Below are 15,993 nucleotides of genomic sequence, written 5' to 3' on the forward strand. Positions count from 1 at the left end.
GGGAACCATGGTTACCGAAGGTTTTGTCAGACGCCCACGGATAGCACCACCGAGGGCACCGGGGGGCGAAGTGACGCTGAGCCCGCCGCCGGAGATCCAGCGACCGATTCCCACCCCGATGCTGCTGAAGCTGATGCCGGTGGTGATGGTCGTCGCGGTGGTCGGCATGCTCGCGATGTTCGTGATGATGGGCCGCAACCTGCTGGCCAATCCCATGATGATGATGTTTCCGATGATGATGCTGATGTCCATGGTCGGCATGTTCGCGGGCATGGGACGCGGGGGCGGCCCGAAGGCGGCCGGTGAGCTCAACGAGGAGCGTAAGGACTATTTCCGCTACCTCGACCAGATCCGCAAGGACGTGCGCCGGACGGGTAACAAGCAGCTGGAAACCCTGATCTGGAGCCATCCGGCCCCCGCCGACCTGCGGTCGCTGCTCGGCACCCGGCGGATGTGGGAGCGCAGGCCCAACGATCCCGATTTCGGGCACGTTCGGGTCGGCCTGGGCAGTCATCGTCTCGCCACCAAGCTGGCCCGCCCGGAGACCGGTCCACTCGAGGATCTGGAGCCGGTATCGACCGTCGCGTTGCGACGCTTCGTGCGCACCCATTCGGTGGTGCATCTGCTGCCGACCGCGATATCGCTTCGCGCGTTTCCGGCGATCAATGTCGGCGGCTCGATCGAGGACGCCCGTGGCCTGATGCGGGTGGTGCTGATGGAGCTCACCGCTTTCCACGGGCCGGACCACCTGTCTGTCGCCATCGTGTGCGCCGAGGCCGACGGGCCCGCGTGGTCCTGGGCGAAGTGGTTGCCGCATCTGCAGCATCCAACCGTGAAGGACGGAATGGGATCGGCGCGGATGATGTATCAATCCCTCGCCGAACTCGAGACCGCGATGGGCGACGAGCTCCTCGACCGTGGCCGGTTCATGCGCAACTCCCAGGTTCCCGACGGTCGTTCGCATCTCGTGGTCGTCATCGACGACGGGTATGTCAGCGGCTCCGAGCGTCTGATCAGCGAATCGGGCCTGGACGCGGTCACCGTCTTCGACCTGACCGCGCCAGAGAACGGTCTGGCCGCTCGACGTGGGTTGCAGCTGGTGGCCGTCGCGGATGAGCTCTTCGCGCGCAGCGCCGCCGGGACGGAGAAATTCGCCACCGCGGATCTGGTCACCGTGGAGGAGGCCGCGACGTTCGCCAGGCACCTTGCCCGGTATCGGCTGGCCACCGCGGCCCAGATCGTCAGCCTCGGCGACAACACGTCGGGGTCGACCGATCCCGGTCTGATGGCCTTGCTGCGGATCCCGGACGCGGCCCAGATCGACCCGGCCCAGGTGTGGCGGCCGCGCACCGGTCGTGAGCGGCTACGGGTACCGATCGGGATCACACCCGACGGCAGTCCGGTCGAGCTCGACATCAAGGAATCCGCCGAGAACGGTATGGGCCCGCACGGCTTGTGCATCGGTGCCACCGGCTCTGGCAAGTCGGAATTCCTTCGGACGCTGGTGCTTTCGATGGTCACGACACACTCGCCCGACCAGCTGAACCTCGTGCTCGTCGACTTCAAGGGTGGCGCGACCTTCCTCGGCCTCGACCCGCTTCCGCACGTGGCCGCGGTGATCACCAACCTCGAGGACGAACTCGAACTCGTCGACCGCATGAAGGACGCGCTCGCCGGTGAGATGAACCGTCGTCAGGAGCTGCTGCGTTCGGCTGGCAACTTCGCCAATGTGAACGACTACGAGAAGGCGCGTGCGGCAGGCCAGCCACTCGACCCACTGCCCGCGTTGTTCGTCGTGGTCGACGAGTTCTCCGAACTGCTCTCGCAGAAGCCGGATTTCGCGGACCTGTTCGTCATGATCGGTCGGCTCGGCCGGTCGCTGCACGTGCACCTACTGCTTGCCTCGCAGCGGTTGGAGGAGAACAAGCTGCGCGGCCTCGATTCACACCTGTCGTACCGGATCGGTCTGCGCACCTTCTCCGCCAACGAATCCCGCGCGGTACTCGGGATCACCGACGCCTATCACCTCCCCGGCGTCCCCGGTTCGGCCTATCTGAAGAGCGACTCGGCGGACCCGTTGCGATTCAACGCGACCTATGTGTCCGGCGCCTACATCGCGCCGCGAACCGTCACGCGTCGCTCCAACGGTGAGGTCGTTCTCGACCTGCCCGCCCGCGTTTTCACCGGTGCGCCGGTCGAGTTGCCGGAACTTCCCGAACGGGCACCGGAGCCTGCGGACCTGGACGACCCACTCGGGCTGCCACCTTCACCGGACGAGGGCGTGCCGGACACGTTGCTCCAGGTCGTCGTGAAAAGGCTTGTCGGACACGGACGCCCCGCTCATGAGGTGTGGCTGCCGCCGCTGGAGGAATCACCGTCGGTCGACATGCTGCTCCCCGAACCCGATTGGCGTTCGCCGGTCAACCGCAACGGTCAGCTGGTGATGCCGATCGGCATCATCGACAAGCCCTACGAACAGCGCCGTGACGTTCTCACCCTCAATCTCGCAGGCGCCCAGGGCAATATCGCGGTGGTCGGTGGCCCGCAGTCGGGCAAGTCGACCACCCTGCGCACCATCATCATGGCCGCGGCCGCCACACATTCACCGGTACAGGTGCAGTTCTATTGCCTGGACTTCGGTGGTGGCAGCCTGGCCGGTCTGGTCGGACTTCCCCACGTGGGCTCGGTGGCGGGCAGGCAAGACGTCGACCTGGTCCGGCGCACCATCGCCGAACTGAGCACGCTGGCCCGCCAGCGCGAGGAACGGTTCAGCGCGCTGCGGATCGAATCGATGGCGGACTTCCGGCGGCGGAAGTTCTCCGCGCTCGCCGCGAACGGTGGGGTGCTGCCCGCCGACCACCCGCTCGCCGACGACCTGTTCGGCGACGTGTTCCTCGTCATCGACGGCTGGAGCGTGATCCGCGAGGAGTTCGAGTCGCTGGAGACCCAGATCAACGGCCTCGCCGAGCGTGGGCTCTCCTACGGTATCCACGTGATCATCGCCGCTTCTCGCTGGGCGCAGATCCGCCCCGTTGTCAAAGACCAGATCGGCACCCGCATCGAGCTGCGGCTCGGCGACCCGTCCGATTCCGAAATGGGCCGCCGCGCAGCCGTTCTGGTTCCGGTCGGCCGTCCCGGTCGAGGACTAACCGCAGACCAGCTGCACCTGCTGATCGCACTACCTCGCCTGGACTCGGACTCCGACCCGCAGACCGTGTCCGACGGAGCGGCCCGCGCGAAAGCCGACCTCGTCGCGTTGTACGGCGACGTCCGGGCGCCCGCGGTGCGCATGCTGTCACACCAGATCGAGCGCACGGAACTGCTCGACCGAGCCCGCGCCGAGGGCATACAGCTCGGCCCGACCAGGGTGATCGTCGGCATCGGCGAATCCGAACTGCAGCCACTTGTCCTCGACTTCGGCACCGAGCCGCACTTCATGGCCTTCGCCGATGTCGAATCGGGCAAGACGACCCTGCTGCGCAACATCGTGATGGGAATCATCGAGAACTCCACGCCGGAGGCCGCCAAGGTAGTTCTCATCGACTACCGGCGAACGATGCTCGGCGTGGTGGACGAGCCCCACCTGGCCGGTTACTCGTCGACGTCGCAGACCGCGGGAACACTGGTCAAGGAAATCGCGCACTACATGAGCACCCGGCTGCCCGGCGACGACATCACCCCGCAGCAACTGCGCGAACGCAACTGGTGGACCGGGCCCGAGTTGTATGTCGTGGTAGACGATTACGACATGGTGGCCGGTGCCAGCCCAGCCTCAGACCCGCTGGCTCCCTTGCTGGAGTACTTGCCCCAGGCGCGTGACATCGGACTGCACCTGGTCATCGCCCGCCGTGCCGGTGGTGTCTCGCGAGCATTGTTCGCCGGCGTGCTCGGTGCAATGAAGAACATGTCGGTCGACGCGTTGGTGATGAGTGGTCCACGAGACGAGGGGCGGATCTTCGGCGATGTGCGCCCGTCCAAGCTGCCGCCCGGACGCGGCATTCTTGTCTCGCGTACGCGTGGGGAAGAGATGATTCAGATCGCACATCTGCCGCCGTTGTAAGCAGAGGCACAGGTGACGTGCCGTCAACCAGTTCGCCACCGAGCGGCCTGGCACGCCCGGATAGCGATGCGGCCGAGCGAAATTCATGGCTCGGTGATCACCGTGAGGGCACGCTGTGCGGTCTCGTCATCGACCTCAGCGACTCGGAATCCGTGGTCGATGGCGTGCTGGATCAGCCCGGGTTCCGGGGGGAACCTGTGTTTGCGCAGGTAATGCGGAACGGCGCCGGACCAAATCCAGGTGCCGTCGGTATGGAAATTCAAGGGGACATCGTGGTCGCCGGGGACGAATTCATCGGCGTCGAAACTGCGGGCGGACAGAATGATCGGGGCTGACTCGAGGTAGGTCAGCAGGGGTGTGAGGATCTCGTGGGGCACGGGTGGTCGGTCGGCGACAGGCCTGCCGTCGGCGCCACGTCCGTCGTAGACGTGTGCCAGACGCGGAACGCCGACTCCTGATGTCCGGAGCCGTGCGACGACTTCCCTGGCGTGCGACAGTCTGTCGTCGTCGACGGCGATTGGGGGAAACTCGTTGTCGATGATGTGTCGCTTGAGTTCGCGGGCCGGTGGAAAGCCGTGCTTGCGAAAGTAGTGGGGGACGGCGCCGGCCCAGATCCAGGCTCCGTCGGTGCGGTAGTTCAGCGGTACGTCGAATGCGCCCGGCGCGAATTCGTCCTCGCCGAACCCTGGTTCCGACCAGATGATGGGGGCGGATTCCAGGTAGTTCAGAAGGGGTTGGTGCAGCTTCTTCAGCAGCGGGCGTCGGTGCAATGGGCGACCACCCTCTTCGTGCCCGTCGAAGACCGGGGCGACACGGGGAGATTCGGTGAAGGCTCTGCGCCGCTCGGCGCGTATGTCGGCCTTCTGGTGCCACGTGGATTCCAGCTCCGTCCGCTGGACGAAGAACTCCACTTCGAGATCTTCCGGCCACAGCGAGCGGTCCGAGCTCAGACCGTTTCGTTCGACGAAGTCCGCAAAATGATCCGACATCGCCTTGTCGCGCTCGGCGATGAATTCCAGGTCGTCAGAGTCCATGGTTCAACTCGATCCTGCCCCACCATTCGGAGCCTCGTAAGATTCGCTTTCCAAGCGTTCCGTCGTCGCCTGCCAGATCGGCGATCTCCCTCGGCTTGGGGTAGTGGTCGATATCGCCGGTACGGGTGGAGAGTCGCTTCGTCATCTCATCCAAGACCACCTGTTCCGCAGGTGAGCACCGAGGGTAGACGGAGCGAATTCTTTTCAATATGTTCTGGATCGAACTCTTCAACTTGCTGGGTGACGGATCGAAGAGAAAGTCTCGCCGGGCCCACACGTAGCCGCCCTCGCTCAGCCCCGCCTTTATTTCGACAACATCCAGTTCGGAGCGTCGGTAGTATGCGTTCATGGCAAGCGTGTAGTGGCCGGCGAACCCCTTGCCTCGAGCGGAATCGTTCAGCTTGATGAGCTGGTGGAAGAGGACTAGTTCTCCATCGTCGTTGAGATAGATGAAGTATTCGATTCTGCCGATATTCCCGGATTCGGGGTCGTGGACCGTGGCTTTCACATCGAATCGAGCCTCCATAGTGGGGAGGTTGGCGACATCATGATATTCGGCTTCATCGATCCGCACGTCGAAGGGCCCGTAACGGCCGTTCATCGCGGAGAGGATGCTCATGAGCTCGTCGTCGCTCGATCCCTCGACGAAATCACGCAGCGGCGGCATCGCGGAGAGGTCGGGTGCGACGTAGTCCACAGCCGCCGATTCGGCGACGGTCGGCGCCGCTGACAGGGTGAACGGCACATCGGCCGGCGGCTGCTGCGTCGCATTCGTCGGCTCGGCGACCGACTGCGAGGTGCTCGACTCGCGGCTCGGGTGCTCAGGTGTGGCGGCGGGCGAGGGCTGGTGGGGGTCTGTGGTGGCAGTCTCGGTCGAGGCATCCTGTGCAGACCCGGGTCGACTGCGGAAGCGGTCGCGCCAACCGCGCTCACGGGCACTGTTCGGGTCGAGTGACGAGCGGTCCGTCGCAGGGGTTCTGGGCGCGAAGCCGTCAGTGGTGGTGCGTGTGGTTGTGCCGTCGGGGTGATGGGTTATCCATTGGCCATCGGGTGGGATGCGCGGGCGGCGGTTGCCGGTCGAGTCGATCTCGAAGCCGCTGGTGTAGACGCGGCCATGTTCGTCGGTCCATGCGCGGGCTGTCGGTGCCAGGACGTCTGTGCCCAGATGGGCAGCCAGGCGGGCGGCGAAGGAGACGGAGGCGGCGTCGCAGCCGATGAGACGGATGGGCGTTCGTCCGTCCCACCGGGTGTGGTGCCTGAGCAGGTCGCCGTACTCCTCCGGGGCGAAGCGCCGCCCGCCGATCACCGCCGAGCCGGTGTGGTCGAGGTGGACATCGGCGGTGAAGTACCGGTCGTCGCGGCGTACGCGGTCCGCGAGATCGGCCATCGCCGGGTCGTCGGAATGGTGCGCGACGCCGGCTTCGGTGTCTGATCCGTACTGTGCGTGGGCTTCGGCGACGAGGGGACTCAGTACACGACTGTCCCGTGGGTCGGCCAACTGCTCTCGCTGTGGTTCCGCATGCGTATCCACGCTGCCGCGTGTGCCGATTCCTCGCATGTCGGTCGGTGATGACCGGTGCGCTGGTCGATCAGCATCGAGTACTCCGTCACCGGTGCCTTCGGTGACTCCAGGGACTCGACCCGGATCAGGTATTCCAGCTCGGCCGGATCGTGTCGCCGCAGTGTCAGACGCAACCGGACGCGGTGCGGGTAGATCTGCACCCCGGTCGGCGGCATACCCGATCTCATCGATTCTCGGTAACTCTCGGCCACCGCTCGCTCCGACCAACTCGGATACTGGAGGATCTGCCGAGTCCGGTTGTCCAGCACCAGCATCGGTAGGCTCATGTACTCCTCGTCCGCGAGTTCCTGGTCCGTCGGTTCCGGTGAGGCGATCCAGCCGAACTCCGCCGGGACGAGCTGCCATTTCCGGCCGTGGCCAAGTGCTGTCGACAGGTAGGTCTCGGCTTCGGCCTCGGTTCGGATCGGTTTCGGCACGGTAGATGCTCCCGTCGGGTCGCAGGACGATGACTCGTAGTTGGCCGGCATCGGAGAGAAACTTCGCCGACGGATGGTCGTCGGTGGCACCCGACTGCGGATCCCACCACACCGGGCCGTCGGCTTCGAGCGGGAACACGACGGTGCTGGCATGTCCACCTTTGAGAACTCGGCTGCCGTCGGACCGGAACGCCCGCCGGCCGGCCCCGTCGATCCGTTGCCAGCGGGTGGCGACGAATGCGGCGGAGCCGGGCCCGAGTTCGGTGATCAGGTCGTGCAATTGCTGATAGTGCTCGGTGACATCGAGCGCGGGGTCGAAGTGCAGCAGCTCCGCGCCGACCCATTGCGCGACCCGCTGTGGACTCTCCCCGCTGGTGTAGCCCTGGGTGCCGTCCGAGCGGAGCTGGATCTCACGAGGGAAGGCGACTGTCGGTCGTCCGAAGAACGACGACAGGCCTGCCATCACACATTCGACGCAGTTGGTGAAGCGACCCGGAACCGACATGCCACCGTCGTTGATCGGCACCGGATCGGACCGCGGATCGAATCCGGCTCTACCGCCCGCTGTTCGCTCCACCGCTTCCTGATACGCCGCCGTTTCCAACGGCGCTATGCGTCCCGGTCCGAACTCCCGGGTTCCGGCTATATCGGGCAGGGGTGAGGCGCCAGGGGCGAGGTCGTGCCGATCGGCTGTATCTTCGGCCGGCGCGTATTGATCGCCACGATCTAGATCTCCAGTACGCCCGTCTCCGGCCAGTCGCCCGTCCGGGCTCGCTGCTCCAGAATCCAATCCGCTGCTCGAGTGTCGAGAAGCGACGTCGGGCTGTATTCCGAGTCCAGCTTGTCGATCGTCAGCAGGTATCCCGGGGCCGGTGCGCTGTCCTCGGACAGGGACTGAAGCCGGATCAGGTAGCGGACCTGCATTATTTCGTTGGACGTCAGTTGCAGGTGTACCCGCGTGAGCGGTGGGTACAGCTGGTGCCCGGGTAGTGGTGCCCCAGTTTTCATCGCCTCGATGTATCGGTCGATCAAGGGATTCTTCGCCGAGCTCGGAAGGCTGGTGATCACTCCGGTTCGGGAGTTCAGAATGAATCGGGGAGTTCCGGCCGGCATGTCCAGTGGGTCCGCCGGGGTCGGCAGTACCAACGTCGCTATCCAGCCGTACTCGAACGGGTAGACCGACACGGGGTCGGTGAGCCGCAGAGCTCGGATAATGTACTGCTGGGCTTCCTCCGGCGTTCGGATCGGTGTATTCAAGTGCGGCTGTCCCATCGGGTAGTAGCGGAATGGCGGTCAGGATTCGCGCGTTCTCGACGTATTTGCTCGGGGGCCGATCCCAGGTGGCTTGTTCCTGCGGGCACCACCACACCGGATGGGGCGCGTCGAGGGGATATACAACGAGGAGGGCGTGGCCGATGAGGACGGGGGTTCCGTCCGCACGGTACTCCAGATTGCCGTCCTGGTCCGTGTCCTGCCAACCGACGAACACTGGTGCGGCGGAACCGGGCCCGAGTTCGGCTACTTGTCGCTGCAGCATCTCGAACGAAGACGGGTCGATTTCTCGGTTGCCCCATGACATGAGGCCCGCGCGTAACCAATCAGCCATGGTGGCCGCGGTCCCGGCAGCCCTGTCGCCGCGCACGGGCGGCGCGACTTGCGGATCACCGAGAAAAGTCAGCAACGCCGACGCCACAACTGCCCAGCAGTTGCCGCCGCGACCGGGCGCGGTGTCGCCGCCAGGGTTGATCAGGTCGGCAACCGCGCTGGTTCGTGGATCGAACCCACGAACATATCCGCCTTCGGGTACGCGAGCCGCCTGTTCCAGCGCGGCCTGCAGGGACCGACTTTCCAGTGGCGCCAGCGTTTCTCGCCCCCTGGTGGTCATGAACGCGTAGTGGGCGTCCGGGACCGCCAGCCGGAGGCCGCCCAACCGGGCTTCCCTCGTCAGTGCCTCGACATCACCCTCGTCGACGGTGAGCCCATTCGACATGGAGCTTGTCGGAGGCAGGCCGAGGTGATCGCGTAGGGCGACTGCGAGCAGCCGCGCGGCGTCGCCGATATCGGTCGTCTCGGCAGGTAGACCGAGGCGCAGGTGCGCGGTGGGCGAATCGACCGGGTCCAGAGTGAACTGATAGGGCTCGCCAGTGAGTGGTGAATACCATTTTCCGGGCCCGAAAACGATGCTCTGCGCCGCGTCCACGATCGACTGGGCCAGTTCGCCGGACTCGGACGGATCCAGCTCGAGTCGCAGCCGGATGCGCAGTTCGAAAGCTGCGTCGTCGTTGGTCGGCCCGCGGATGATGTCGTAGTGCGGACCGGTGATCACCGCAGGGGCCGTGGGTGTCACGGCCACAGTGGTGTGAGTGATCGATGGCGACCCGCCCGAGTTCGGGCCTCTGACCGGAGTATCGAGTCCATCGTCGCGTGTGCCGCCGCGAAGCTCGGCGTCGACGACATGCACCTGGCCGTGTTCGTCGACGAAGACACGTTGGAAAAGAAGCTGTTCACCGCGTGCTAGTCGTTGCCGATGGTCCTTGGCCGACAGGGCGCTCAGGTGTGGATCGGCTCCCTCGAAGGTGACCAGTATGCGGCCGGGCGCCCCCGGCAGTACACCGATCCCTTGGACAGCCTGGGTGACGCCTGCCGCGGCGAGGACATCGGCGATGGCCAGTTCAGTGGCCGCGTCCGACAATCGTTGGGCTTCGGCGCGCGCCGAGAGGTAGGACGAGAGATGCTCTGCCGCTGCGCTTTTCAGCGAGTTGAGGGCGCGGATTTCCTGATAGAGGGCAATCTGGTCGGCCTGCGGTGCACCGTCGCGGCCGACTGCTTCCCGCGCTGCGGCGATCGCCGTCTCGATGTGCTGATCGATCCGGTCGCGGGTGACGCGTGGCCCGGTTGCCGTAGCGCCGTTGTCGAGTGCGCTGTGAATTCCGGTGAGTGCGTCAGCGGCCGACTTCGCGCGCCGTATCGCCCGGGCGGCCTGGGCGGTCTGGTCGGTGATCGTCGCGGCGACCTGCGGTGAGGTCGTGTGCGGACGGGGGGTGCCGTAGAACCAGGTGGCGTCCGGTGCGCGAGAAATCTCGTGGGCTTGTTGCTCCTGTGCGACCGTTGCGGTGAATTCGTGTACGACGTCGGAAAGTTCGGCGGTCAGATGCGCACCTGCCTGCACAGGCCGGACATCGGGGCCTTCGGCCATTTCCGACACGGCCGACTGGCGGGCGGCCGCGAGTCGGGCGATCGCCTGCTGTCGAGCCTCTTCGATCCGCTCTGCGAACGCGGGATCGACCACGAATTGCCTGACGGAAGATGTTGCGGTAAGCGCGATCTCGTCGATCCGGCGGCGCGCGCTTCCTTCGATGACGTCGAGGCGCTCATTGGCGGTGCGATACCGTCCGTCCTCGCGCGGCACCTGCCAATCGACCAGGTGTGGTCGTCCCGCGTCGTCGAGTACTACCCGCTTGAAAGTGATCTCGGTGTCGGCGTCTGTGAGTCCCCGCCAGCCTTGGTCGTCTACGAGGGGCTCGGTTGCGGAGTTCGTGCTCAGGACGAGCGCGCGAGGGACGTCTCCGTCGATGATGCCGATCCGGTCGGCAAGCACCCGTGCGCCGGCTGCCCGTAATGCCTCGCCTGCGGCGACGTCGTGCAGTTGACGACGAAGCTCGCGTTCAGCGGCGCGTGCATCCAGGTAGCGGGTGAGCTGTTGCTCGACATCGGCCCGGACGCCTGCCAGGCGCTCGTGCTCCCGGTCGCGCGCCAAGCGCTCCCAGACCGAGCGCACCATGTCGTCCGGGCCGGTCGGCACGGTGTTCGGTTCCGGTTCCGGGCGCGTCAGCTCGGCATCGATGTGGTCGATGACACTGCGACCGAGTGCGCGCGGGCTCGGGCCCGGTGTCACCGGACCGGCTACCGCAGCGGCGATCTCGGAAATTCGGGCGGCGGCCCTGCGCTGCTCGGCTTCGGCCGCCTCGGCCCGCGCCAGGAGACCGGATAGCGACGCTGTCGGTCTCGCCCCGGGCTCGGACGGGATCGCTGGTGTCGGATCCGGTGCGGTAGCCCGACGTGAGAGGGGGAGTGGTGAACTCGGGGCCTCGAGCGGTTGAGGCGCGTATTTGATGTCGATGCGCCACGGCGCGGCATGCGGACGATGGTTGTTCCAGTCGAAGCCTTGACCGATGGCGTGCCGATCAGCCTCGCGCCACAGCGCGTCCGGGTTCTCGGCGAGATACCGGCTGCCGGCCGAGCTGTTGCGGAGCAGCAGGATGTCCTCGTCCACCGGTACGCCGTACGCGAGCCGAATCCAGGCTTCCGCGATATCCGCGACGGCATCCATTCGCTGCCGCACCGGATCTCCGGTGCGACGATCGATCGCCAGATGCAGATCGCGCATCAGATAGTTCTTGATCTGCGTGATCTCGCTGTGCGAGAAGGTCGACCCGGCGAGGCGATCGGCAACCGTACCGGCGATACTCGTTTCGCGATGGACGATGGCGTCGACGATGTCCGGCGCTTGCTCGCGGAAGTCCTCGTGTAGTTGTTCGGCGACCCAGTCGGTGAGTTTCGCGAGGGTTTCGTCGTTGGCTCGGCCGAAGTCAGGATTCAGCCGTGCGATGGTCGCCTGTACTTTGTCGATGACCTTGTCCGCGTGCCGGATTCGATAATCCTCGTCGCGTGCCGCGAGGTTGGCGACGATGCGATCGATATCGTGATCGCCGGCACGGAATCGACGATATTCCGTATCCGCCCATTCCTGGACACGAGCCCATGCCTGTTGTTCCGCACGCTCGCGCTCTTGCAGCGGGATGGACGGCGGATCGAGGACCGTGGCGTGCTCGGCTGCGTCCCACTGATGGATACGCGGCTGGACATCGATGGGCGGCCGGTAGTCGGGGTTGGTTCTGCGTGCGAACCAACTCAGCTGACGGTGCCATTTGAAGGTGACCATCAGTCGCGCGGGATTGAGCGGATCGCGACGCAGCCGCATTCCCGCGAACACGCCGACCGTCTCCAGCACCAGGCGGGCGGCGTTGTAGAGCAGGCCGTCGATGGGTGACGAGTAGACATCCATCGGTACTTCGAAGTGATCCGGCGCGCCCGGCAGGGCAGGCGTGAGCTCGGTGAATACGTGTCCCGGTGGGAGCGTTTCGAAATTGCCGAGCACCGACGTCTGGAGCGGATCCATCGCCCAGCCGGTGATTCCCTTCGGCGGCTCCTTGGTCGGGTCGCGTTCCTTGCCGTCGCCGAACCACTCCGGTTCGCGGCTGTGGCCCGTCGTCCACGGCTTGGTCTCGTCGACGAACCGATGATTGCCGGTGGCGTCGAGCCAGCCGACGATCGTCGCGGGCATGTGCTGGGCGAGGCGGGTTCGTTGTGGCTCGGCGATGAGCCGCTGCGGGGACGGCACGTCGGCGAGTCGCCACCCGCCGTTTTCGTCGGCGAGCACGCGCTTGAACTCGATACTCGTGGCGGGCGTACGAAATGCGATCGCCGCCGCCGGGGACCGGAGGAGGGCCGATTCGAGGGCTGTGTCCAACTCGTGCAGCGGGGTGTCCGATGCCTCGCGGGCGGCGAACACGATCAGGCGTGGGGTCTCACCGGGGACGAGGCCGACGCGCTCGGTGAGCATCCGACCGCCCTGCTCGAGCACCTCGGATCGGCCCGCACCGCGCAGCAGTGACATCTGGTCGAGAACGCGGCCGATCGCGTTCTCGGCCAGTTCGACTCGGTGCGTGGCCTCGGCGAGCAGCTCGGTGAGGTGCTGACGTCCCAGCGGCCCGATGTTGTCCTCGGCCAGTCGGGCTGTGATGTCGTCGCGCATGACCCGGTACGGTTCGACGGCGACAGTGGCCTCGACCCGCGCCAGGGCCAGGGCATCCAGTTCCGTGAGCACCGCGGGGGAGATCGCTGTGTCGTTGGTTTCGCCGGTCGACTCGAAGATCCGTCGGCTGTAAGCCGACCAGTCCCAGTCCAGTTTGACCACTCGCCACGCGGCCGCCTGAAGTTTGGCGATCTCCTTGCGCCGGTCGATCAAGGTCTCCTCCGAGACCTCCTCGGCGACGGTGTAGTCGTCGAGGTCCACTCGCGCACCGACGTACTCGCGACCGACGATGCTGTCGGACAGCCGGCGAATGGTCGTCTCGATATTGCTCGCGCTCAGGGCTTGCGCGGGGTCATCGATCCCGAAGCGTTCGGCCCGCTCGTCCCGCTTGATCCGTTGCAGGTGACGCTCGTGATTGAGCGCGTCGCGTTGGCTGACCAGATTCTCGACCGCGTCGGCGTGACTCGCATCCGGGTCGGCACTCGACAGTGGCCCGGCCTCGATCCAGGCCGCCACGTCGGCGGCGGTCTCAGTGCGGAGGACTCGGATATGAGCTGCCGAATCGGCGAGCAGGACGCGGAGAAATTCGACCCGGGTGTCGGGACGTGCCAGCGCGGCGGACAACTCTGGGCTGCTCGTCAGAGCTTTGGTAAGCAATTGCTGCATCCGTGATCGGTCCGGGATGTCGCCGTTGGCGAGAAGCAGGATCCGGGTCGGCTCGGAACGCAGCAGCGCGACGCGCTCGGTCACCAACTCCGCACCGATCGCGGTGAGATAGTCGGCGCCTGCGAGTGCGGCGGCCGCCGCGGTCTTGACCGCGGCCTGTTGGATGCGCGGATCGTCGTAGGCGAGCGCCGACTCGGTGCGCATCGTATCCATCAGCTGGTCACGTTCTCGCGCAAGCGATTCGACACGACGCAGTGTCTGTTCGGAGAGATCGAATCGGATCGAGTGGAGGCTGGGTTCGATGCGTGTGTCCGCGCGCGCAGGATCTGGCAGGCCGCCGCTCTCCGGTCGGGCGGGTTGGGATGGAGTCGTGCCCGGTTCAGGGGTACGACGATCTCCGGCTACGTTGTCGTCGAGCTGGTTTCGCTCGGCCCGATGTGTTCGATGATCGTCGGGGTTCGGTTGTTCCGCTCGGCCGGCGCCGTCGTCATCGATTCGGCCGTGGGCAGGTACGTGTATGTCGGCTGGTTCGACCCCTGCACCGGGTGGAGCTGTGGGTTCGGGCGTCGTAGCCGGTTCTGATCGTGGTGTGGTGGTGGGCGGCGTCGGCGGGACGCGATTCTCGGTGTCGTCGATGATCGCGGGATCGGATGAGCTGGTGGGGGATTCGATTTCCGTCGCCTGTGCCTGCAGAGGGACGTCGATCGGGGTGGTGTTCGCTCCCGCGAGCGGTTCCGGCACCCGTCCACCACGCGACGCTGAGTCGACGGTGGACGCTGGTATCGGGTTCGGCGTGGTATCGGGAGTGACGCCCGGGCGGGATGGTCTGCGTCGAATACGTGCCTCGGGGGCCGATCCGCCGCTGGGTGTGGGCGTTGCAGGAGAGTTCGTCTGCGTCGACCCTGCGACCGTTGCTGCGGGCGGTGCGCCGACCTGAGGTGCGGAACTCTGTTTGATCGCTGTTGTCGCAGTGGGCGTGCTCGGTTCTGCGGACGAGGGTGTATCGGCCTGAACCGGTGTGGAATCGACGCCCGTGGCGGGCATCGCACCGCTGGTGGTCGTCGGTGCCGAGTCTCCGACGTCGCTGGTGACAGAGGATTCGGCCGTCACGCCCGGCGAGGTGGGAGCGCCGTTGTCCGGTTCCGTCGTCGTGCCGCTCGGCGAGCCGGAACCGGTCGTCTCGTTTGCTGGATGGGTGGGCGAGTCGCCTGCGACGGGGTTTGTGGTGGTCTCGGCCGATGCTGTGCCGATTTGTGGGGTAACCGTGGGGGATTGGATGGACTCGGTGGTGGGTCCGGCAGCGATGGATGGTTCGGTCGCGGCGTCTGTGCCGAGTCCGGCTGGGACGGTGGCTGCTTGTTCGGCGGGTTGGCTGGTATGTGATGTGGAGGACGAGTTCTGAACGGATTCGGCGGGATCGGCTGTAGATGAGGCGCTGGCATCGGTGGTGTCGGTGTCGTTCGTGGTGCCGGCGGTGCCCGATCCTGCGCCGTTGCCGTTGCCTGTGTTGGTTTCGGTGTTGTTCGTAGGGCTGGGGCTTCCCGTGCGGGTGGTGTTGCCGGTGTAATTCATGGGTCCGGCGTTGTCGGTGTGTCCGCGGTAGCCGTGGATGGCGGAGGGGCCGGCGCCGGAGGCGGCGCCGCCGGTGAAGGAGCGTGGGTCGAAGTCCCATTGGCCGGTGAAGGCGCCGGTGACGAGGTAGGCGGCGGTCGCGCCGGCGAGGCCTGCGCCCGCGCCAGTGGTGGCGCCGTTGCGGGCCCCTGTCCAGCCGCCGTTGGTGGTGGGGAGTTTGCGGCCGAGGCCGAAGCCTGCGGCGCCGCCGACGCCGCCGGCGATGGCGGAGATGCCGGCGTTGAGTCCGACGGCTTTCCAGTCGTAGCCGTTGATGTGGCCGGTTGTGTTCTGGATGTGTTGGACGGCGAGTTCTTGGCTGGTGCCTTGTCCGAGTTCGACGAGGGATTCTTGGACGATTTCGTAGACGAGTTTGACGCTGATGCGTTCGAGGACTTCTTCGGTGACGTTGCGTGCGACGGTGTGGGCGATGGCTCTGGCGAGGCGGTTGCCCATCCAGGTGAAGAGTTTTCGGGCTTGGGCGATGACGATGGCGTGGGCTAGTGGTGCGCCGGGTCCGGCGGCGGCGGCCCAGGCGAGTTCTGTGAGGAGCCAGGCGCCGGCGATGTAGAAGTTGAGTTTGGCGGCTTGGAGTTGGTCGCCGCCGGAGTCGGCGGCGGCAGCGAGTTTGGTCCAGTGGTCGGCGAGGTGAGCGAGGGATCCGTTTTTGTCGGGGCCTTGGCCGTCGATGAGGGGTTGGATCCATTCGAGGATGGATTCGCCGCCGCGGCCTTGGGGGTAGGCGGCGTTGACGGTGCCGACAACGGCTTCGAGTTCGGGAACGAGGGCCTTGGCGTCATCGGCGGCGG

Annotated in this window: 4 protein-coding genes; 2 read left to right on the forward strand and 2 right to left on the reverse strand. The window is 66.0% G+C overall.

Going from position 1 to position 15,993, the window contains the following annotated elements; translation table 11 throughout:
- Positions 1–7: 7 nt before the first annotated feature.
- Positions 8–4,060 (forward strand): type VII secretion protein EccCa, encoded by a 4,053-nt coding sequence (gene eccCa, locus LDL21_RS24515; protein WP_225281923.1) that lies wholly within the window; start codon positions 8–10, stop codon positions 4,058–4,060.
- Between the two features lie 83 nt (positions 4,061–4,143).
- On the opposite strand, the gene LDL21_RS24520 is transcribed toward eccCa, so the two are convergent.
- Together LDL21_RS24520 and LDL21_RS24525 are read right to left on the reverse strand one after the other, a co-directional pair.
- Positions 4,144–5,094, reverse strand: coding sequence for a hypothetical protein (locus LDL21_RS24520; protein WP_225281924.1), 951 nt, complete (start codon positions 5,092–5,094; stop codon positions 4,144–4,146).
- Positions 5,084–15,640 carry a toxin glutamine deamidase domain-containing protein gene (locus tag LDL21_RS24525; protein ID WP_225281925.1) on the reverse strand — a complete coding sequence of 3,519 codons (10,557 nt, stop codon included), beginning with the start codon at positions 15,638–15,640 and terminating at the stop codon, positions 5,084–5,086. The genes LDL21_RS24520 and LDL21_RS24525 overlap by 11 nt, the downstream gene beginning before the upstream one ends.
- A 132-nt stretch (positions 15,641–15,772) precedes the next feature.
- Here LDL21_RS24525 and LDL21_RS24530 point away from each other — a divergent pair.
- Positions 15,773–15,993: hypothetical protein (locus LDL21_RS24530; RefSeq protein ID WP_225281926.1), on the forward strand; the 221-nt coding region annotated here is incomplete at its 3' end.

It is taken from the genome of Nocardia rosealba, from assembly GCF_020216065.1.
In the GTDB taxonomy this organism is placed as follows: Bacteria; Actinomycetota; Actinomycetes; order Mycobacteriales; family Mycobacteriaceae; genus Nocardia; species Nocardia rosealba.

What these genes read in the sequence shown, in the direction of transcription:
- eccCa (WP_225281923.1), top strand. Translation starts at nt 8, where the DNA reads ATGGTTACCGAAGGTTTTGTCAGACGCCCACGGATAGCACCACCGAGG.
- LDL21_RS24520 (WP_225281924.1), bottom strand. Translation starts at nt 5,094, where the DNA reads ATGGACTCTGACGACCTGGAATTCATCGCCGAGCGCGACAAGGCGATG.
- LDL21_RS24525 (WP_225281925.1), bottom strand. Translation starts at nt 15,640, where the DNA reads ATGGGCAACCGCCTCGCCAGAGCCATCGCCCACACCGTCGCACGCAAC.